The following is a 19126-nucleotide window of genomic DNA, read 5'->3' on the forward strand; positions in this document are numbered from 1 at the left end:
GTGAACGCCGGTATGGCGGCGGAACTATTTTCCTATGCAGAAAGAAGCGAACACCTGGCCCAGTATGTCCTCTACGCCGATGGCGCCGGTCACGCGGGCCAGGCTGTCGGCGGCGCGCCTCAAATCATCCCCTGCCATTTCGGGCGCGACCGCCAAGGCCGAACGGCCCGCTTCGACCGCAGCCAGGGCTTCCATCAACCGCAGCCGATGCCGTTCGCGAGTCACAGCCGGAAAGTCGGTCCCCGACAGGTCACGGGCCAATCGGGCGGCAATCCAATCGTGAAGCGCCTGCAGCCCCTCGCGGTTGGTCGTACTGACGCGAACGACTTCGAGCCCAGGCTCCACTTCGTCCACACCCAAATCCGCCTTGTTGGCGACGATCAGATCGCCAGGCCGGACATAGGCGCCGGCTGCGCCCTCCGGATCGCCTGGGGCGCGCACCCATAGACGCAGGTCGGCCTGTTCGGCCCGCGTCCGGGCCCGCCGGACGCCTTCGGCCTCGACCGGATCGTCGCTGTCGCGCAGGCCGGCGGTGTCGGAAAGGGTCACGGCATAGCCCCCAATCACCAGTTCGGCGTCCAAGACATCGCGCGTCGTTCCGGCGATGGGGGTCACGATGGCGGCTTCCCGCGCGATCAGGGCGTTGAACAGCGACGACTTGCCGGCGTTGGTCTCGCCGATCAGAACGATGCGATACCCGTCGCGAACCCGCTCGCCGCGCCGCGCCGTCGCGACCGCCCGGCGCAAATCCTCGGCTAGCCGATCCAGCACCGGCCCCGCCGTTCGCGCCAGATTGTCGGGCACCTCTTCGTCGGGAAAGTCGATTTCCGCCTCGACCAACGCCAGGGCGGTCAGCAGATCGCGACGGAAACCCGCATAGGTCTCGCTTAGCCGCCCGTCCAATTGGCCCAGCGCCTGCTTCGCCTGGGCGGCCGTTTCGGCGTCGATCAGGTCGGCGACCGCTTCCGCCTGGGCCAGGTCCATCCGGCCGTTCTGAAAGGCGCGGCGGGTGAACTCTCCCGGTTCCGCAGGTCGGAGGCCGAGCGCGATCAGGGCCTGGCTCGCCGCTTCCACCACAGCCCGGCCGCCGTGAAGATGCAACTCGGCAGCGTCTTCCCCTGTATAGGAGTGAGGCGCGACGAAACGCAGGACCAGAGCCTGGTCGATATGGCCGCCATCGTGGCTAAGATTCCGCACCGAGGCCAGGCGCGGCGGCAGGGGAGTCGCGCCAAGCGCCGTCAAAGTCGGTTCGACCTCTGGCCCGGACAACCGAATTACGGCGATGGCTCCACGGCCCGGAGGCGTGGCGAGGGCGAAGATGGTCTCGTTCATGTCAAACAGTCATCCTGCTTCATGAAGGCGAGGAGGCGATGGCGGCGTATCGGCATCGCGGCCGGACGCGCGGCCTCACTTGACCGCCGCTTCCATCAATCGACGGAACTGATCCTGGGCCTGAAGGCCGAAGCTTGCCCAGGTCTTCATCAATTCCTCGGGTTGCATGGCGGCGACATTGGCCTGCATCCGCTGCTGCATCTCCGCGACCAGAGCCTCGTTCAATGGGGCCACGTCGGGCAGACCCAGGAAGGCCCGCGCCTCGGCCGGGGTGCAATCCACCTCGACGTTGATCTTCATCGGTCTTGGCTCCGTTTCACGTGAAACAGAACGCCTGACGACCGAATCCGCCTCAAGTGTTCATAGACTGGAAGAAGTCGGCGTTGTTCTTGGATTGACGCAGCTTGTCGAGCAGGAACTCGATCGCGTCCTGCGGCCCCATCGGATTCAGGATACGGCGCAGGACATAGGTCTTGGCCAGCTGATCCTTGGGCGTGATCAGGTCTTCCTTGCGGGTGCCGGACTTCAGCACGTCGATGGCGGGGAAGATGCGCTTGTCGGCGACCTTGCGGTCCAGCACGATCTCGGAGTTGCCGGTGCCCTTGAACTCTTCGAAGATCACCTCGTCCATGCGGCTGCCGGTGTCGATCAGGGCCGTGGCGATGATGGTCAGCGATCCGCCCTGCTCCACATTGCGCGCCGCGCCGAAGAAGCGCTTGGGCCGTTGCAGGGCGTTGGCGTCGACGCCGCCGGTCAGCACCTTGCCCGACGACGGGACGGTGGCGTTATAGGCGCGGCCCAGGCGGGTGATGGAGTCCAGCAGGATCACCACGTCCTTCTTGTGCTCGACCAGGCGCTTGGCCTTTTCGATCACCATTTCGGCGACGGCGACGTGGCGGGTGGCGGGCTCGTCGAAGGTGGAGGCCACGACCTCGCCCTTCACAGTGCGCTGCATGTCGGTGACTTCTTCAGGACGTTCGTCGATCAAGAGGACGATCAGGAAAACTTCCGGGTGGTTCTTCTCGATCGACTTGGCGATGTTCTGCAGCATCACCGTCTTGCCGACGCGGGGCGGCGCCACGATCAGGCAGCGCTGGCCCTTGCCCAACGGGGCGACGATGTCGATGACCCGCCCGGAACGGTCCTTCAGCGTAGGGTCCTGGATTTCCATGTGCAGCCGCTCTTCCGGGTACAGCGGCGTCAGGTTGTCGAAGAGGACCTTGGTCTTGACCAGCTCCGGGTCTTCCAGATTGATCGTGTCGACTTTCAACAGGGCGAAGTAACGCTCGCCCTCGCGCGGGCCGCGCACGGCCCCGTGCACCGTATCGCCCGATCGCAGCCCGAAGCGTCGAATCTGCGACGGCGAGACATAGATATCGTCCGGCCCCGGAAGATAATTGGCGTCCGGGCTGCGCAGGAAGCCGAAACCGTCGGGCAGGATCTCCAGCACCCCGTCGGCGATGATCTCCACCTCCTCGTCGGCCAGGGCCTTGAGGATGGCGAACAGCAGGTCCTGCTTGCGCAGGTTCGAAGCGTTCTCGACCTCCAGCTGTTCGGCGAAGGCGACCAGGTCGGCCGGCGTCTTCTCGTTCAGTTCGGCCAGCGTGATACGGCCGTTGGCGACGACCGGCTCGCCATCGTCGTCCTCGTCGGCCGTGGTGTCCACGCCGGAATCGGCGCCGGCCGCCTCGCCCGGCGAATGGACGGCGCCGTGATGTTCAGCGGGTTCGAGGGCTTCAGCCTCGGGGGAATCGGGATCGGTGTCGCGGACGTCGGTCATGATGCAGGCTCGTGGGCGCGCGCAGACGGTCTCTGCGGCGTCGGGTCTTCGAGATGTCTGGCCTTCCGGCCGGAGGAGGATGCGACGGGCTCCTGCGGGTCGAACCGGCAGGCGTCGCGAAGAAGAGAGGGGCCGCCGGCGCAAGGGTCGAGCAGTTCGCCGCCAGCGGAACCACAGGCCGCGCCCGACGTCAAGCGCAGCCGCCTAGCCCAAGCGCCATTCGGTCGTCACAGACAAGACCATGACGATGGCCAGCAGGAACGGGATCTCGTTCGTCATGCGCCAGAACCGGCCGGAATATTTCGATGTTCCCGCCGCGATCTTCTTCCTCTGGGCGGCCAAGAAGCCGTGCCAGCCGCTGAGCAGGAGGACTCCGACCAGTTTGACGATCATCCACGGCTCGGCCAGAAAAGCCGCACCCCGGGCGGAGACGTCGATGTGGATCAGCCATAGTCCGAAGCCCCAGGCCAGGATCATGGCCGGATTGACGATGATGCGCAGCAGCCGCGTCTGCCACAGACGCAGCAGCCGCTGCATCTCGCCGCGCAGAGGCTCGGGCTTGGCGTTCTGTTCGACGTCGTAGGCGTAGAGGCGGGGCAGAAACAGCAGGCCCGCCATCCAGGCGATCACCGCCAGAATGTGCAGGCCGCGCGCCAGGTCATAGAGGGTCATGCCGCGTGTCTCCCGTTACGATGCGGACAGGCCTTCCAGTCCGCCTTGCAGCCCTGGCCATGGGGCGCGACGCCGGTCCGGCCCAGGGCGCCGACCGCCGCCTCGGCCAGGGCGTCGATGAACAGCGGTTCGATCCCGACGGCGGGAGTCCTCAAATAGGGGACCACGCCTTTGTCCCGGGCCAGCTCCGCATATTCGATATCCAGTTCGACCAGGGTTTCGATATGCTCGGAGACGAAGGCGACGGGGGTCACGACCACTCCGACGCCGTCCTCGGCCGCGCTCTGGATCGCCTCGGGAGTCGAAGGACCCAGCCATTTCATCGGGCCGACCCGGCTTTGATAGCAGATGGCGTGGTCGATGGGTCCGCGACGGGACTCTATTTCCGCGACCACGGCGGCGACCGTGGTCTCGACCTGTTCCTGATAGGGATCGCCCTTTCCCGTCACGAGCTTTTCGGGGATGCCGTGGGCGGAGAACAGCACCCGCACGGGCGCCTCGCCGGCCTCATCCAGTTTTTCCCCGATCGCCTGGGCCTGGGCCGCGATCCAGCCGGCGGCCCGGGGATAGCAGCAGACGGCCCGACTGACGCCCGATCCGGCGTAGGTCTCGTTCCAAATCTTCAGAGAGGATTGAGTCGTCGTCGTCGAATACTGCGGATAGAGCGGCAGCAGGATGACCTCGTCCGGCCCGAACACGGCGACGTCGGCGGCCGTCTCCTCGGTCAGCGGGTTCCAGTAACGCATGGCGATAAAGACCCGGATCTCGTCGCCCGCCAGCCGCTCGGCCAGCGCGGTCTCCAGCGCCCGGGCCTGGGCCTGCGTTTCCCCCAGCAGGGGCGATCCTCCGCCCATCAGCCGGTAGTTAGCCTGGGCGGCGGCCTCGCGCCGACTGGAGATCAGCCGGGCCAGAGGGGTGCGCGCCAGGCCAGGCAGGCCGATGATGGCCGGATCGTTGAACAGGTTGAACAGGAAGGGTTTGACCGCGGCCTGGTCGTCCGGTCCGCCGAGATTGAACAGGACGACGGCGATGCGCCTGCCCCTCAGTCCTGTTCCGTGGTGCTCGGTCATTGGGCGCCGATCCGTTCCAGCACCTGCTCGACATGACCGATGGGCACGTCCGGCAGGATGCCGTGGCCCAGGTTGAACACCCACGGCCCCTGGCCCCAGGCCTCCATCAGTTGATCGACGCGGCGGTGCAGAGGATCGCCCCCGGCGCGCAGCAGCAGCGGGTCCAGCGCGCCCTGGATCGGCTTGATCTGCTGAACCCGCCGTCCGACCTCCAGCGGACAGGCGGTGTCGAGCGCGACGGCGTCCACCTCCACCGCCTCGGCATAACGCTCAGCCAACGCCGCAGAGCCCCGGGGAAAGCCGATCAGAGGGACTGCGACCCCCAGCTCTTTCGCGCGCTTCACCAGCGCCTGGTGCGGCTTCAGGACCAGTCTCTCGAACAGATCGTCCGGCAGGCCTTCCGCCCAGCTTTCGAAGATTTTGAGCACCTGAGCGCCGGCGTCGGCCTGCATCTTCAGATAACGGGCCGTGGCTTCGACCAGGACCTCCAGCGTCTCGTCGACCCGTATGGGATCGGCATAGGCGTAGGTGCGGGCCTGGGCGCGTTCGCCCTTGCCGATGGTCCGATGCTCGCCGTCCAGCATATAGGTCGCCACCGTCCATGGCGCGCCGGCGAAACCGATCAGGGCGCGTTCCGGCTCCAGCGCCGCGCGCACGATCGCCAGGGTTTCGCCCACCGCCGACAGATGCTCGCCCGCCGCCGGGGCCAGTTCCGCCATCCGGCCGGGGATCGGCATTTCGCCCAGCCGCGGCCCCTCCCCCGTCTCGAACCAGACGTCCTGGCCCAGGGCGCGGGGGATCAACAGGATGTCGGCGAAGACGATGGCCGCGTCGAAGCCGAACCGCCGCATGGGCTGAAGCGTCGCCTCGGCCGCCATCTCGGGATTCAGGCAGAAAGCGATGAAGTCGGGCGCCTCGGCCCGCAGCCTGCGATACTCGGGCAGATAACGCCCCGCCTGACGCATGAACCAGACCGGCGGGCGCTTCAGCGTCTCCCCCCGAAGCGCCCTCAGCATCAAGGGCGTCTGACTGGCGTTCTGGCTCGGATCGGTCATGCCGGACGATTAAGGTCACAGCCCCCCGCTCTCAATCCCTAATCAAGATAAGAATTAAAAGATTCGAAGTGGCAGGTAGGGCGGTGGAACGACGGGGAGGATTCCGGCCGCAGCGGCGGAACAAAACCGGATATCCCCGGTCCGGCCATCGTTAACGGGGATGGTCGCGCAGGGTTTCCCGGCCGTGGACAATCCCTAACGAAACCTTAACGCCAAAGGCTTTCCGGGACCTTGCGCCTGTGAACGCGGTTAAGCGCCGTTAACCCTTCGTTAGGATTTTCCACAGGCGATGCGAAACCGGTTTTCCGACCGGGGATGATCCCGGAGCGGACCGGCGACGCGATCCACCCTCATCCCCGCTCGCGGCCGGGACGCGGACCGGCTAAGGAAAACGGCGCCCCGGCGGCCCCCCGCCTTCCACCAGGTTTCAACAGGGAGCCCGACCGCATGAGCCCTGCCCGATCGACCGGCGCCCGGCCGCCCAATCCCGGCCGCCTCGCCACCTATTTCCACGTCCACCTGGTGTCGGACTCCACCGGCGAGACGCTGAACGCCATGGCCAAGGCCGTGACCGCCCGTTTCGATGGCGTCATTCCCATCGAACACATCTACGCCCTGGTCCGGTCGGAAAAACAGATGGAGCGGGTGCTCCAGGAAGTGGCCTCGGCGCCGGGCGTGGTTCTCCACACCCTGGTCGACCGCGACCTGCGCGAACAGTTGGAAGAAGGCTGCCGTCGGCTGGACATGCCCCAGATCGGGGCGCTGGACCCCCTGGTGGGGGCCATGTCACGCTATCTGGGCGCGGCCCTGTCGACGCGCGTCGGCGCCCAGCACGCCCTGGACCACGACTATTTCAACCGGATCGCGGCCTTGGACTTCGCCATGGCCTATGACGACGGCCAGGGGACCCTGGATCAGCTGGAGGGCGCCGATGTCGTGCTCTGCGGCGTCAGCCGGACCTCCAAGACCCCGACCTGCATCTATCTGGCGCACCGGGGCATCCGCGCCGCCAACGTCCCCCTGGTGCCGGGCCAGGAAGACGGGGAAAGGCTGACCAAGCTGAAGAACCCGCTGGTGATCGGCCTGACGGTCTCGCCGGACCGGCTGGTTCAGATCCGGCGCAACCGGATCGACAATCTGAACGCCAATCCCTCGTCGGCCTATACCGATCAGGAGGCGGTTCGCGAGGAGACCATCAAGGCCCGGCGCGCCTTCGAGCGTCGGGGCTGGCCCACCATCGACGTCAGCCGCCGCTCGGTCGAGGAGACGGCCGCCGCCATCACCAATCTGCTCAGCGAGCATCGCAACCAGAAGATCGGGACCACCTGGTGAACGACGGCGCGATCAAGCTGATCCTGGCGTCCAAGAGCGCCGCGCGCCGAGCCATGCTGGAAAACGCCGGCGTGCCGTTCACGGTGCGCGTCGCCGGGGTGGACGAGGATGCGATCAAGGCCGTCTCCGGCGATCTGCACCCCGCCGCCCTGGCCGTTCGCCTGGCCGAGGCCAAGGCCCTGGCCTTATCGCGCGACGACGCCGGCGCCTGGGTGCTGGGATCTGACCAGACCCTGGCGTTCGACGGGGGCCTCGTGTCCAAGGCCCGGTCGCTTCAGGAGGCGCGCCAGCGTTTGCGGACCATGCGCGGTCGGACGCACCAGCTTCATTCGGGCGCCGCCCTGGCCGCCAAGGGCCGGATCGTCTGGTCGGGCGTCGACACGGCGCAGATGCGGATGCGCGATTTTTCCGACGCCTTTCTGGACGCCTATCTGGCGGCCGAGGGCGAGGCGCTGTTGTCCTGCGTGGGTTCCTATCGGCTGGAAGGCCGGGGATCGCAGCTGTTCGAAGCGGTGGAGGGCGACTATTTCACCGTCCTAGGCCTGCCCCTGTGGCCTGTCCTGGCCGAACTGCGCCACGTCGGGATCCTGCCGTCATGACCGTCCAGGCCGGTGTCGTCGGCTCGCCCATCGCCCATTCCCTCAGTCCCCTGATCCACGCGACCTGGATCGCTGCGGCGGGGCTCGACGCCCGCTATGTCGCCTACGGACCCGAAACGCCCGAGGCGTTCGAAGCCTTGTTGGACCAGGGCCGTCGCGGCGCCCTGCGGGGACTAAACGTCACCGCTCCCTATAAAGAGCAGGCCTATGCTGCGGCGGACCAGGTCTCGGAGGCCGCCCGCCTGGTCGGATCGGCCAATCTGCTGGTGTTCGAGGATGGACGCATCCGGGCTGACAGCACCGACGGGCTGGGGTTGATGAACGCCCTGGGCGAACAGGCGCCGGATCTGCAGGTGGATGCCAAGCCGGCGGTCATCCTGGGCGCCGGCGGGGCGGCCCGCGCGGCGGCCGGCGCCCTGGTTTCGGCCGGCGCCCAGGTTCGCATCCTCAATCGGTCGCGCGATCGGGCCGAACGCCTGGCCGCCGACCTGGGCCCGGCCGTCGCCGTGGTCGAGGATGCATCCGCCTTCGTCGGCGCCACCCTGGTCGTCAATGCGCTCAGTGTGCAGCCCGATCTGGACGTGGGGCGGCTGGAGGCCGGGACGGTGGTGATGGACATGACCTATCGCCCGCTGGAGACGCCCCTGCTGGCCGCCGCCCGTGCACGCGGACTGGTCGGCGTCGACGGTCTGGCCATGCTGATCGGCCAGGCCAGACCCTCGTTTCAGGCCATCTTCGGCCACCCGGTTCCCGAGACAGACGTGCGCGAGCGCGTGTTGCGACACCTGGGAGAGGCGGCGTGATCCTGATCGGCCTGACGGGCTCCATCGGCATGGGCAAGTCGACGACGACGGCCATGTTCGCCGATCTGGGCGCCGTGGTCTGGAACGCCGACGACGCGGTGCACCGTCTGTATGCGCCCGGCGGTGCGGCGGTCGCGCCGGTTCAGGCCGCCTTCCCAGGCGTGGTCGTGGACGGGGCGGTGGACCGCGCCCGCCTGGCCGAGGCCCTGGGCCGCGACGACGCCGCGTTCAGACGTCTGGAGGCCATCGTCCACCCCCTGGTCGCCGAGGGTCGCCTCGCCGATCTGGAGGCTGCGCGCGCGGCCGGAGTCCGGCTGGCGGTGCTGGACATTCCCCTGCTGTTCGAGACGGGCGGAGACGCCAAGGTGGACGCCGTGGTGGTGGTCACGGCCGATCCCGCCGTCCAGGCCGAACGGGTTCTGGCCCGGCCCGGCATGACGCGCGAACGGTTCGACGCGATCCTGGCCCGCCAAACGCCCGATGCGGAAAAGCGCGCGCGGGCCGACTTCGTCATCGACACCGGCCGGGGTCTGAAGGCCGCCCAAGCCCAGGTCGCGGCGGTGGTGGAGACGGTGCTGGATCCGACGTGGATATCTCGGCGTCGGGACGCCGCGACCCTTTCGGACCGGGACGAACATCGCCATTAAAGGGCGCATGGCGCGCGAGATCGTTCTCGATACGGAAACTACCGGCTTCGACCCCAGGACGGGGGATCGGCTGATCGAGGTCGGCTGCATCGAACTGCAGGATCTGTTGCCGACGGGTCGCACCTTCCACCGCTTCGTCAACCCGGAACGGCTGATCCCGCCGGATGCGATCCGGGTGCACGGCATCACCGACGAGAAGGTCAGGGATGCGCCCAAGTTCGCCGAAATCGCCGACGAGCTGATCGACTTCATCGGCGATGCGAAGATGATCGCCCACAACGCGGCCTTCGACCGGAACTTCATCGACTTCGAATACAGTCGCTGCGGCCGGCCGATCACCGGCGAGGCGCGCTGGATCGATACCCTGAAACTGGCCCAGAGCCGGTTTCCGGGCATGCCCAACTCGCTGGACGCCCTGTGCAAACGCTACAAGGTGTCCCTGGTCGAGCGCACCCTGCACGGCGCCCTGATCGACGCCCGCCTGCTGGCGGAGGTGTATCTGGAACTGCGCGGCGGCAAGGAGCGGGTGCTGGACCTGTCGTCGGGTCCGGTCGGCCGGGGTCAGGGCGGCGTTGTTCAGGTCGCCGCCTATGGCCAGCGCCCCCGCCCCCTCGCCCCGCGCTCCACGCCTGAGGAACAGGCCGCCCACCTCGCCTTCCTGGCCAAGATGCTGAAAGACCGGTCCCTGTGGGACGCCTATGGCCTGCCGGCGCAAGAAGATGCGGCATAGGCCAGGCGGCCGTTGAGCGCATTCCTCTTCAAAATTGCGCTCAAGTCGTGAGCGACCGCGTCGCGAACATACGCGGCGTGAAGCGCCTCGTTGGGTTCAGGCTTGCCTGAACCCGAGCACGTCCTGCATGTCGTAGAGGCCCGCCTTGCGGGTGCGGACCCAGGCGGCGGCGGCCACCGCGCCGCGCGCGAACAGCGACCGGTCGATGGCGGAATGGCTGAGGGTCAGAACCTCGTCCTCCGAGGCGAACAGGACGGTGTGTTCGCCCACGATGCCGCCTGCGCGGATCGAGGAGAAGCCGATCTTGCCCGTTTCCCGCTCGCCCTGCACGCCGTCGTAGGGGGCGGTGCGCAGGTCCGCCAGATCGGCGAACCGGCCGTCCGCCGCCGCTTCGCCCAACATCAGGGCGGTGCCGGAGGGCGCGTCCGCCTTGCGGCGGTGGTGGGCCTCGGTGATTTCGATGTCCCAGTCCTGGGCGTCCAGCCGCTGGGCCGCGTGCTGCACCAGGCCGACCAGGATGTTCACGCCCAGGGAGAAGTTGCCGCTCTTGACGATGGCGACCTTCTCGGCCGCCTTCAGCAACACGGCTTCCTGCTCGGGCGTGAAGCCGGTCGAACCGATGACGAGGGCGGGGCCGCCGCGTTCAGCCGCCTTCTCCGCCAAGGCGACCGAGGCGTCGGGCGTCGAAAAGTCGATGATCACGTCGCACAGCGACAGGTCGGCCGTTTCGCCCCAGTCGAAACGGGCGGCCACCACCACGTCGTCGCGAGCGTCCAGAACCTGGGACACCGCACGGCCCATTCGTCCGCGATAGCCGGAAATTCCGGCGTGGAAGATTGCGCTCAAGCCGCGTTTTCTTTCGACCCGTCCGCGTCCTGGTTGCCCAGGATGTCGGCCCAGAAACGCTTCGCCTTTCCGGCGAAGCTGGAATTGCGGGGGTTTTGCCCTTCGCCGAACGACAGGGCAAGCTCTTCCAGCAACTCACGCTGGCGCGGGGTCAGATCGGTAGGCGTCTCGACGAACAGCTCTACAACCAGATCGCCCCGATTGCGGCCGTTCAGATGGGGCATGCCCTTGCCCTTGATGCGCACGGTTTTGCCGGTCTGGGCGCCGGCCGGCACGGCGACCGAGGCCTTGCATTTGCCGTCGCAGGCCGAGGACACCAGGCAGGGAGCGTCGATCTCGCCGCCCAGGGCCGCCACCGTCATCGGCACGGGCACGGTGACAAGAAGGTCCAGGTTATCCCGTTCGAACAGGTCGTGCGGCGCCACCGAGATGAAGACGTACAGATCGCCGCGCGGGCCGCCGCGCTGGCCGGCGTCGCCTTCGCCCGACAGGCGGATGCGCGATCCGTCGTCCACGCCGGCGGGAATCTTCAGGTTCAGGGTGCGGGTCTTGCGCACCTGGCCGTGGCCGTGACAGGTCGGGCAGGGATCGGCGATCATCTGGCCCTGCCCGTGGCAGCGGGGGCAGGTGCGCTCAACCTGGAAGAAGCCGTTCGCCTGGCGCACCCGGCCGGCGCCGTTGCAGGTGGTGCAGGTGACGGGCTTGGTGCCCGGCTTGGCCCCCGATCCCTCGCACGCGTCGCAGGTCAGGGTGGCGGGGATGTCCAGTTCGACCTCTTCGCCCTTGTAGGCCTGCTCCAAGGTGATCTCGAGGTCGTAGCGCAGGTCCGATCCGCGACGCGGCCCGCCCTGCTGGCCCCGGCCCTGTCGTCCGCCGAAGGCGTCGCCGAACGCATCGCCGAACACCTGGGAGAAGATGTCGTTGATGTCCGAAAAGCCCTGCTGGCCCTGACCGAAGGGATTGCCGCCGCCGTTCACGCCCGCATGGCCGAACCGATCATAGGCCGCGCGCTTCTCGGCGTCCGACAGGACCGAATAGGCCTCGGATATTTCCTTGAACTGGGCGACGGATTCTTCCGATCCGCCGTTGCGGTCCGGGTGATGGATCATGGCCAACTTGCGGTAGGCGGCCTTCAGACCGGGCGCGTCGATGGTGCGCTCGACGCCCAGTACCTCATAATAGTCACGCGCCATAGGGCGATCGTCCTCATACTTCCCCTGCCGCGTTCCCTCCGCCTCTTTGCGAGAGCCCGACCTGCGCTCCTTCAAAGGGAAGGATCAGCCTCTGGCCGGCTATGACGGAACTACGGTGTCCCGGCTGACATGGGGGCCGGGACGAATGATGCAAGTTTCATGAAAAGGCCCCGCCTATCGCAAGACAAGCGGGGCCGTATCATTTCAGCGACCTGTTGCGGATCAGGCGCTCTTCTTGTCGTCGGCGTCCGACACTTCCTCGAACTCGGCGTCGACCACGCCGTCGTCGGCCGGCTGGCCTTCTGCGGCGTCGCCCGAACCCTGCTGGGCCGAATACATGGCTTCACCCAGCTTCATCGAGGCCTGGACCAAGGTGTTGGTCTTGGCGCGGATGTCTTCCGGGTCCGAGCCCTCGCGCGCGGTCTTCAGATCGGCCAGGCCGGTCTCGATCGCCGCCTTCTCGTCGGCGCCGACCTTGTCGCCGTGTTCGGCCAGGGCCTTTTCGGTCGAATGGATCAGGCTGTCGGCGGCGTTCTGCGCCTCGACCAGGTCCTTCTTGGCCTTGTCGGACGCGGCGTTGGCCTCGGCTTCCTTGACCATCTTGTCGATGTCGGCGTCCGACAGGCCGCCGTTCGCTTGGATGCGGATCGACTGTTCCTTGTTGGTCGCCTTGTCCTTGGCCGAGACGTTGACGATGCCGTTGGCGTCGATGTCGAAGGCGACCTCGATCTGGGGCATGCCGCGCGGCGCGGGCGGGATGCCCATCAGGTCGAACTGACCCAGCATCTTGTTGTCCGCCGCCATCGGCCGCTCGCCCTGGAAGACCCGGATGGTCACGGCCGACTGGTTGTCGTCGGCGGTCGAGAAGGTCTGGCTCTTCTTGGTGGGGATGGTGGTGTTGCGTTCGATCAGGGGCGTGAAGACGCCGCCCAGGGTTTCGATGCCCAGGGTCAGCGGCGTCACGTCCAGCAGCAGCACGTCCTTGACGTCGCCTTGCAGCACGCCGGCCTGAACGGCGGCGCCCAGGGCCACGACCTCGTCGGGGTTCACGCCCTTGTGCGGCTCCTTGCCGAAGAAGGCTTTCACCGCCTCCTGCACCTTGGGCATGCGGGTCATGCCGCCGACCAGCACCACCTCGTCGATGTCCGAGGCCTTCAGCCCGGCGTCGGCCAGGGCCTTCTTGCACGGCTCGATCGTGCGCTGGACCAGGTCTTCGACCAGGGATTCCAGCTTGGCGCGCGTCAGCTTGATGTTCAGGTGCAGCGGACCCGAGGCGTTCATGGTGATGAACGGCAGATTGACCTCGTACTGGGTCGTGGTCGACAATTCCTTCTTGGCCTTTTCGGCCTCTTCCTTCAGCCGCTGCAGGGCCAGCTTGTCCTGGCGCAGGTCGACGCCCTGCTCCTTCTTGAACTCGTCGGCCAGATAATCGACCAGGCGCAGGTCGAAGTCCTCGCCGCCCAGGAAGGTGTCGCCGTTGGTCGACTTCACCTCGAACACGCCGTCGCCGATCTCCAGGATCGAGACGTCGAAGGTGCCGCCGCCCAGGTCATAGACCGCGATCTTCTGGCCGTCGTTCTTCTCCAGCCCATAGGCCAGGGCCGCCGCGGTCGGCTCGTTGATGATCCGCAGCACTTCCAGGCCGGCGATCTTGCCGGCGTCCTTGGTGGCCTGGCGCTGGCTGTCGTTGAAATAGGCCGGCACGGTGATGACCGCCTGAGTGACCTTTTCGCCCAGATAGGCCTCGGCCGATTCCTTCATCTTCTGCAGGATGAAGGCCGAGATCTGCTGCGGGGAATAGTCCTTGCCGAAGGCGCGCACCCAGGCGTCGCCGTTCGGACCCTTGACGATCTCATAGGGCACCATGCCCTTGTCCTTTGCCACCACCGGATCGTCGAAGTTGCGGCCGATCAGGCGCTTGATCGCGAAGAAGGTGTTGGAGGGATTGGTCACGGCCTGACGCTTGGCGGGCTGACCCACCAGCACTTCGGCGCCGTCCTGGATCGCGACGACCGACGGGGTCGTGCGGTTGCCTTCGGCGTTCTCGATGACCTTGGGGTTCTTGCCATCCATGGCGGCCACGCAGGAGTTGGTGGTGCCGAGGTCGATGCCGATAATCTTGGCCATGGGCGTTCTTCGTCTCTCTCGTTCAGCGGGCGATGCGGCGGCCTTCGACGAAGCGCCGCGCGTGACCGCCCCCGGGTTGGGTTGGCGTTGTTCGGGCCGGATAGCCCCAGTTTTAGCGGGGTTTCTCCGAAGCTGGCCCCGATATGGGAAAATCCCCCGGGCCCGCAAGGGCGATCTGCGATTCGTATGGGGCAAAGAACGACGGGACGCCGCGTTGCGCCGGGAAAGACCTCCAAGGCTCGGATTCGCGCAAGGACGACTGGGAGGGCGACATCCTGGGTTCGTGCGCTGGAGGACGGCCGAAACTTGCGTCAATATCGATGACGGCTCGGGCGGCTGCGTCTATGCTTTCGAAGCCGAGCTCACGAAGGGCCCAGGAGCCGAGGCGCTCGCGATGTCCGTCAGACCAGCGATCACACCCGCCCCCGTCGAGGTCGCCACCGCCGTCGAGGGCTTTCGGCTGTGGCCGGGCGCGCTCGATGCGGCGGCCCAGGCGGCCCTGGCCGCGACCGTGTTCGCGCGCTTGCGGCAGGCCCCGCCCTATCGGCCGCTCACGCCGGGCGGGCGGCCGTTCTCAGTCGAGATGAGCAACTTCGGCCCGCTGGGCTGGGTGTCAGACCGGGCGGGCTACCGCTATCAGGCGATCCACCCCGAAACCGGGCGCCCGTGGCCGGCGATCCCGTCCTTCCTGCTCGATCTATGGCGACGGACCGTGGATTGGCCGGGCCTGCCTGACGCCTGTCTGGTCAATCTGTATCGCGAGGGCGCCAGGATGGGCCTGCACCAGGATCGCGACGAGGCCGATCTGGGGGCGCCGGTCCTGTCAGTGTCCCTGGGCGACGCCGCGCGCTTCCGCATCGGCCCGGCCGAGGGCGGGACCACCACGACCGTCCGGTTGGACAGCGGCGACGTTTGCGCCCTGACGGGCCCGGCCCGCCTGGCCCGGCACGGAATCGACCGCATACTGGCCGGCTCGTCCCGTTTGCTTCCCGGCGGGGGCAGGCTGAACCTGACCCTGCGCGTGGCGGGCCGGGGCCTTTAATCCTCGATGACCTCGTGCGCGCCGGCGCCGCCCAGCCGCCAATAGCCGGCCGCCTTCATCGCTCTGGGCGAAAAGCCCATGTCCAGAACCTTGGCGCGCAAGGTCTTGGCGACGTCGGATTCGGCCGCGATCCAGACATAGGCGTCGCTGCGGTCGACCAGGGCCAAGGCCGTTTCGACCGCCGCCGTCAGCGCTTCGGCCCGGCCGCGCGGGGCGCCGTCGCGCACGGCCCAGGTCACAGTCGCCTTGGCGGCGCTGTCCAACGTCAGCCGCGACGCCGCGCCGGCGACCTCGACCACCACATGGGCGCGGGCCTGGGCAGGCAGTTCCTCCAGCCGCCGCGCGATGGCGGGCAGCGCCGTCTCGTCGCCGATCAGCACATGGTCGGCGAAGGCGGTCGGCACGACGAAGGAGCCGCGCGGTCCCCCGACGCCCAGCACCGAACCCGTGCTGGCCGCCATGGCCCATTCGGTCGCCGGCCCGCCGTGCCCCGTCACGAAGTCCAGCGTCAGGCGGTTCTTCGCGGAGTCATAGGCGCGGGGCGTATAGTCGCGCGCGACCGGACGCGGCTCGGGAAAAACCGGCCCGTCGGGCCCGATGGTCGGCAGGATCGGGGCCTGGCCCTCCGCCACGGGAAAGATCTTCACATGGTCGTCGAACCCCAAAGAGACGAACCCGTCCAGGTCCGCCCCCTCCAGCACGATGCGGCGCAGGGTGGGCGTCAGGTCCTGAACCTCGGCGACGCGCAGGGTGCGGAACTTCAGTTCGTGCCGCAACCGTCGGGGCGTGCGAAGCGCGTCGCTCATGCCCGCTCCACCTTGTCGGCGGCCTCGTTCAGGATGGCCGCGATGCCCTGGACCTGGGCCTCGGTCAGGGCGGCCTCGCCCGTCAGCCGCGCATGGATGGCGTGGCGCAGCCGGCCGACGGCGTCTTGGATGGCGGCCGGGCGCAGGGCGCGGGCGGCGAACTTGTCCATGGTCGCCTCGGCGGCCCTCAGAACCTCTTCGTTTTCGGCCAGCATGGCGCGGCCGGCGCCGGTGATGGAATACAGTTTCTTGCCGCCCTGGGCCTCGGATTCCAGCGCGCCCATTTCCTCCAGCAGGGTCAGGCTGGGGTAGATGACGCCGGGGCTGGGCGAATAGGCGCCGCCCAGTTTGGTCTCCACCGCCTTGATCAGCTCGTAGCCGTGGCTGGGCTTTTCGGCGATCAGCGACAGCAGCACCCAGCGCAGCGTGCCGTGGTCGAACAGACGCCCGCCGCCGCGCCGGCCATGGCCGTGACCGCGTCCGCGCGTATCGCGTCCTTCCCAGCCGGGACCGAAGTCAGCGCCGCGCGCGCCGCGCATCCCCCGGCCGAAGCCGTTGCCAAACCCTTCCGGCCGGCCGTGTTTTCCGCCGCATCCGTCGCGGCGGCCTTGGAAGATCCCCTTGGACCTCATGATCGATTCCTTTTCGATATATCTGTGCTCGTGGTTTAGATATATCGGAATATCGAAATGCGCAAGAGGGGCTGGCGTTCGCCGCTCGCCTGCGGCGTAAAGCGGTCATGGACGATCTGAAGCGCCGCTGGTCTCGCCTCGAACCTCATGTGACCGTCGTCGGCCCCGACGACGACAGGCCGCGCCCGGCGGTCCTGCTGTTTCATGGCTGCGGGGGCCTGCGGGACCACCTGCCCCGCTACGCCGCCGTGGCCAAGGCGGCGGGGTGGCGCGCCTTCATCGTGGACTCCTACGCCCCGCGCGGTTGGGGACGGGCCTTCACCCTGACGGCCGTCTGCACCGGCCTTTCGTTCCGAGGCTATGAGCGGGCGGGCGACGTGCTGGCCGCGATCCATGGCGTATCGGCGCGGCCCGACGTGGATGCGACGAAACTGGCTCTTGGCGGCTGGAGCCATGGCGGCTGGTCGATCATGGAGATGATGAGCGAGACGCCCGGCCCCGGAACGATGGGCGTTTCCAACCCTGCCGAAGCGGACCTGTCGGGAGTGCGCGCGGTGTGGCTGATGTATCCCTATATCGGTCCCTTCGCCTTCAACCGGATGAAGCCGTGGCGGCATTGCCCGCGGGTCCTGGCCGTGACCTGCCGGCGTGACCACCTGACCACCGTCCGCAACGCCGAACGGGTCAACGCCATGATCCGCGACTGCGGCGCCGAGGTCGAAAGCTGGGTCGCAGGTGGCACCCACGCCTTCGACGAGCCGACCAGCAACGGTCCGATGCGTCACGATGCGCACCTGACCGAAGAGGCGTTGCGCCGCTTCCGCGCCTTTCTGACCGACGTCGCCCCAACGCTTTAGACGCCGTTTCAGCCGGTAGTCGCGATGGTCGTAATCGTCGCCCGTACCGAATGGGCCATCTCGCAACGGTCGTGGGCCTGGCGGTGCAGGGCGTCCAGTTCCTCCTGCGACGGAACGCGACCGGTGAAGCGGGTGCGGGGACGAAGGACGACCTTGGCGATGTAGCGGCGGTCGCCGTCGTCCTGTCCCATTTCGCCGGAGGCCTCGTCGACATAGGTATCGACCGTCAGGCCCGCATTGGCGGCGAAGGCCAGAAACCACAGCATATGACAGCTGGACAGGGAGGCGATCATCGCCTCCTCCGGGTCCACCCCCGAAGGATCGGACATCGGCACGGGCACGCTGGACGGGGCCGAAGACGCCGGCACGACCGCCCCGCCGTCGAAGGGCCAGGAATGGGCGCGGCTATACCGCTTGTCCAGGAAGGGCTGACCGCCCCGTCTCCAGGCGATCTTCGCTTCGTAAGCGCCCATCAGGCCCTCCAGAAACCGACGATTTTCTTGACCTCGTCCACGACCGGATCGGCGACGGCGGCGGCGCGTTCGGCCCCGTCCTTCAGCACCCGGTCGATCTCGGCCGGGTCGTCCATCAGGCGGCGCATCTCGGCCGTGACCGGCGCCAGAGCCGAGACGGCCAGGTCCGCCAGCGCGGGCTTGAAGGCGCCGAAGCCCTGGCCGCCGAAATCGGCGATCACCTGTTCGCGCGTCGTCCCCGCCAGGGCGGCGTAGATGGCCACCAGATTCCTGGCCTCGGGCCGCTCGTTCAGCTCCTCCAGGGTTTCCGGCAGGGGCGCCGGGTCGGTCTTGGCCTTGCGGATCTTTGACGCGATCGTGTCCGCGTCGTCGGTCAGGTTGATGCGGCTGTTGTCGGACGGATCCGACTTGGACATCTTGGCCGCCCCGTCGCGCAGGCTCATGACGCGGGTCGCTGGGCCCTGGATGATCGGCTCGGGCACGGGGAAGAAACCGGGCACGCCGAAGTCGTTGTTGAACTTGGCGGCGATGTCGCGGGTCAGTTCCAGATGCTGCTTCTGGTCCTCGCCCACCGGCACCTCGGTCGCCTTGTAGAGCAGGATGTCGGCGGCCTGGAGCACCGGATAGGTGTAGAGGCCGACCGAAGCCCGTTCCTTGTGCTTGCCCGACTTCTCCTTGAACTGGGTCATCCGGTCCAGCCAGCCGAGGCGGGCGATGCAGTTGAATATCCAGGCCAGGTCGGCGTGGGCGCGCACGGCCGATTGCGGGAAGATGATCGCCTTTCTCGGATCCAGGCCCGACGCCAGATAGGCGGCGGCGATCTCGCGCGTCTGGGCCGCCAGCTTCTCCGGTTCCTGCCAGACGGTGATGGCGTGCATGTCGGCGACGAAGACGAAGACCGGCGCGCCCTGGTCCTGCAGTTCGACGAACCGCTTCAGCGCGCCCAGATAGTTGCCCAGATGCAGGGCGCCGGAGGCCTGGATGCCGGACAGGATGCGGCGCGGGCCGGTATAGGCCGGAGCAGCGGTCGGCGGAATTTGATCTGTCATGAAATCGGGTCTCGAAAAGTCGGAAGGCAGGCGTGGCGAAGCGGGCGGCGGATCAGCAGCGCCATCGCCGGTCGAAGGTCG

General features: G+C 67.6%; 20 protein-coding genes. 7 read left to right on the forward strand and 13 right to left on the reverse strand.

All coding sequences use genetic code 11. The features are described from left to right. Positions 1–24: 24 nt before the first annotated feature. The 6 genes from mnmE to hemE all read right to left on the reverse strand — a co-directional run bounded on the left by mnmE (position 25) and on the right by hemE (position 5909). Positions 25–1332: a tRNA uridine-5-carboxymethylaminomethyl(34) synthesis GTPase MnmE gene (gene mnmE / locus AC0L6G_RS11955; RefSeq protein ID WP_293826345.1), complete on the reverse strand. Its 1308-nt coding sequence runs from the start codon at positions 1330–1332 to the stop codon at positions 25–27. A 75-nt stretch (positions 1333–1407) separates the two neighbouring features. After that, positions 1408–1632, reverse strand: coding sequence for a DUF6489 family protein (locus AC0L6G_RS11960; RefSeq protein WP_291535449.1), 225 nt, complete (start codon positions 1630–1632; stop codon positions 1408–1410). A 52-nt stretch (positions 1633–1684) separates the two neighbouring features. Then, positions 1685–3112, reverse strand: a complete 1428-nt coding sequence (rho, locus tag AC0L6G_RS11965) for a transcription termination factor Rho (protein ID WP_293826349.1) — start codon at positions 3110–3112, stop codon at positions 1685–1687. A 204-nt stretch (positions 3113–3316) separates the two neighbouring features. Continuing rightward, positions 3317–3784 (reverse strand): CopD family protein, encoded by a 468-nt coding sequence (locus tag AC0L6G_RS11970; protein WP_293826351.1) that lies wholly within the window; start codon positions 3782–3784, stop codon positions 3317–3319. Further along, positions 3781–4854 carry a ferrochelatase gene (gene hemH, locus AC0L6G_RS11975; RefSeq protein ID WP_473252292.1) on the reverse strand — a complete coding sequence of 358 codons (1074 nt, stop codon included), beginning with the start codon at positions 4852–4854 and terminating at the stop codon, positions 3781–3783. Before hemH ends, AC0L6G_RS11970 begins: the two co-directional genes overlap by 4 nt. Next, complete coding sequence (gene hemE / locus AC0L6G_RS11980; RefSeq protein ID WP_293826355.1) at positions 4851–5909, reverse strand: uroporphyrinogen decarboxylase; 1059 nt, start codon at positions 5907–5909, stop codon at positions 4851–4853. Before hemE ends, hemH begins: the two co-directional genes overlap by 4 nt. A gap of 447 nt (positions 5910–6356) precedes the next feature. Here hemE and AC0L6G_RS11985 point away from each other — a divergent pair, with 447 nt between their 5' ends. Genes AC0L6G_RS11985 through dnaQ form a run of 5 tightly spaced genes read left to right on the forward strand, consistent with a single transcriptional unit; the run spans position 6357 to position 10020 of the window. Next, complete coding sequence (locus AC0L6G_RS11985; protein ID WP_291535459.1) at positions 6357–7241, forward strand: pyruvate, water dikinase regulatory protein; 885 nt, start codon at positions 6357–6359, stop codon at positions 7239–7241. A 53-nt stretch (positions 7242–7294) separates the two neighbouring features. After that, complete coding sequence (locus tag AC0L6G_RS11990; RefSeq protein WP_473253245.1) at positions 7295–7840, forward strand: Maf family protein; 546 nt, start codon at positions 7295–7297, stop codon at positions 7838–7840. After that, entirely contained in the window at positions 7837–8643 is an 807-nt protein-coding gene (locus AC0L6G_RS11995) for a shikimate dehydrogenase family protein (RefSeq protein WP_473252293.1), read from the forward strand. The genes AC0L6G_RS11990 and AC0L6G_RS11995 overlap by 4 nt, the downstream gene beginning before the upstream one ends. Next, a complete protein-coding gene (coaE, locus tag AC0L6G_RS12000) occupies positions 8640–9290 on the forward strand; it encodes a dephospho-CoA kinase (protein ID WP_473252294.1) in 651 nt (216 codons plus the stop codon). The genes AC0L6G_RS11995 and coaE overlap by 4 nt, the downstream gene beginning before the upstream one ends. Positions 9291–9297: 7 nt before the next feature. Next, positions 9298–10020 carry a DNA polymerase III subunit epsilon gene (gene dnaQ / locus AC0L6G_RS12005; RefSeq protein ID WP_293826366.1) on the forward strand — a complete coding sequence of 241 codons (723 nt, stop codon included), beginning with the start codon at positions 9298–9300 and terminating at the stop codon, positions 10018–10020. A 96-nt stretch (positions 10021–10116) separates the two neighbouring features. Here the strand turns inward: dnaQ and dapB are convergent, their stop codons facing one another. The 3 genes from dapB to dnaK all read right to left on the reverse strand — a co-directional run bounded on the left by dapB (position 10117) and on the right by dnaK (position 14186). After that, positions 10117–10866, reverse strand: coding sequence for a 4-hydroxy-tetrahydrodipicolinate reductase (dapB, locus tag AC0L6G_RS12010; RefSeq protein WP_473252295.1), 750 nt, complete (start codon positions 10864–10866; stop codon positions 10117–10119). Beyond that, positions 10863–12059 (reverse strand): molecular chaperone DnaJ, encoded by a 1197-nt coding sequence (dnaJ, locus tag AC0L6G_RS12015; RefSeq protein WP_293826372.1) that lies wholly within the window; start codon positions 12057–12059, stop codon positions 10863–10865. Before dnaJ ends, dapB begins: the two co-directional genes overlap by 4 nt. 222 nt (positions 12060–12281) lie before the next feature. Further along, positions 12282–14186, reverse strand: coding sequence for a molecular chaperone DnaK (gene dnaK / locus AC0L6G_RS12020; RefSeq protein WP_473252297.1), 1905 nt, complete (start codon positions 14184–14186; stop codon positions 12282–12284). A gap of 394 nt (positions 14187–14580) precedes the next feature. Here dnaK and AC0L6G_RS12025 point away from each other — a divergent pair, with 394 nt between their 5' ends. Then, positions 14581–15228, forward strand: coding sequence for an alpha-ketoglutarate-dependent dioxygenase AlkB (locus AC0L6G_RS12025; protein ID WP_293826378.1), 648 nt, complete (start codon positions 14581–14583; stop codon positions 15226–15228). Here AC0L6G_RS12025 and AC0L6G_RS12030 read toward each other — a convergent pair. After that, positions 15225–16034, reverse strand: coding sequence for a siderophore-interacting protein (locus AC0L6G_RS12030; protein ID WP_293826380.1), 810 nt, complete (start codon positions 16032–16034; stop codon positions 15225–15227). The genes AC0L6G_RS12025 and AC0L6G_RS12030 overlap by 4 nt on opposite strands. Further along, positions 16031–16666 (reverse strand): PadR family transcriptional regulator, encoded by a 636-nt coding sequence (locus tag AC0L6G_RS12035; protein ID WP_291535477.1) that lies wholly within the window; start codon positions 16664–16666, stop codon positions 16031–16033. Before AC0L6G_RS12035 ends, AC0L6G_RS12030 begins: the two co-directional genes overlap by 4 nt. A 107-nt stretch (positions 16667–16773) precedes the next feature. On the opposite strand from AC0L6G_RS12035, the gene AC0L6G_RS12040 reads away from it, so the two are divergent. Continuing rightward, positions 16774–17523 (forward strand): dienelactone hydrolase family protein, encoded by a 750-nt coding sequence (locus tag AC0L6G_RS12040; RefSeq protein WP_473252299.1) that lies wholly within the window; start codon positions 16774–16776, stop codon positions 17521–17523. A gap of 8 nt (positions 17524–17531) precedes the next feature. Here the strand turns inward: AC0L6G_RS12040 and AC0L6G_RS12045 are convergent, their stop codons facing one another. Further along, positions 17532–17996, reverse strand: coding sequence for an OsmC family protein (locus AC0L6G_RS12045; RefSeq protein ID WP_473252300.1), 465 nt, complete (start codon positions 17994–17996; stop codon positions 17532–17534). Further along, entirely contained in the window at positions 17996–19045 is a 1050-nt protein-coding gene (gene trpS / locus AC0L6G_RS12050) for a tryptophan--tRNA ligase (RefSeq protein ID WP_473252301.1), read from the reverse strand. Before trpS ends, AC0L6G_RS12045 begins: the two co-directional genes overlap by 1 nt. Positions 19046–19126: the final 81 nt, after the last annotated feature.

The organism is Brevundimonas sp. D3-1P (genome assembly GCF_055809335.1).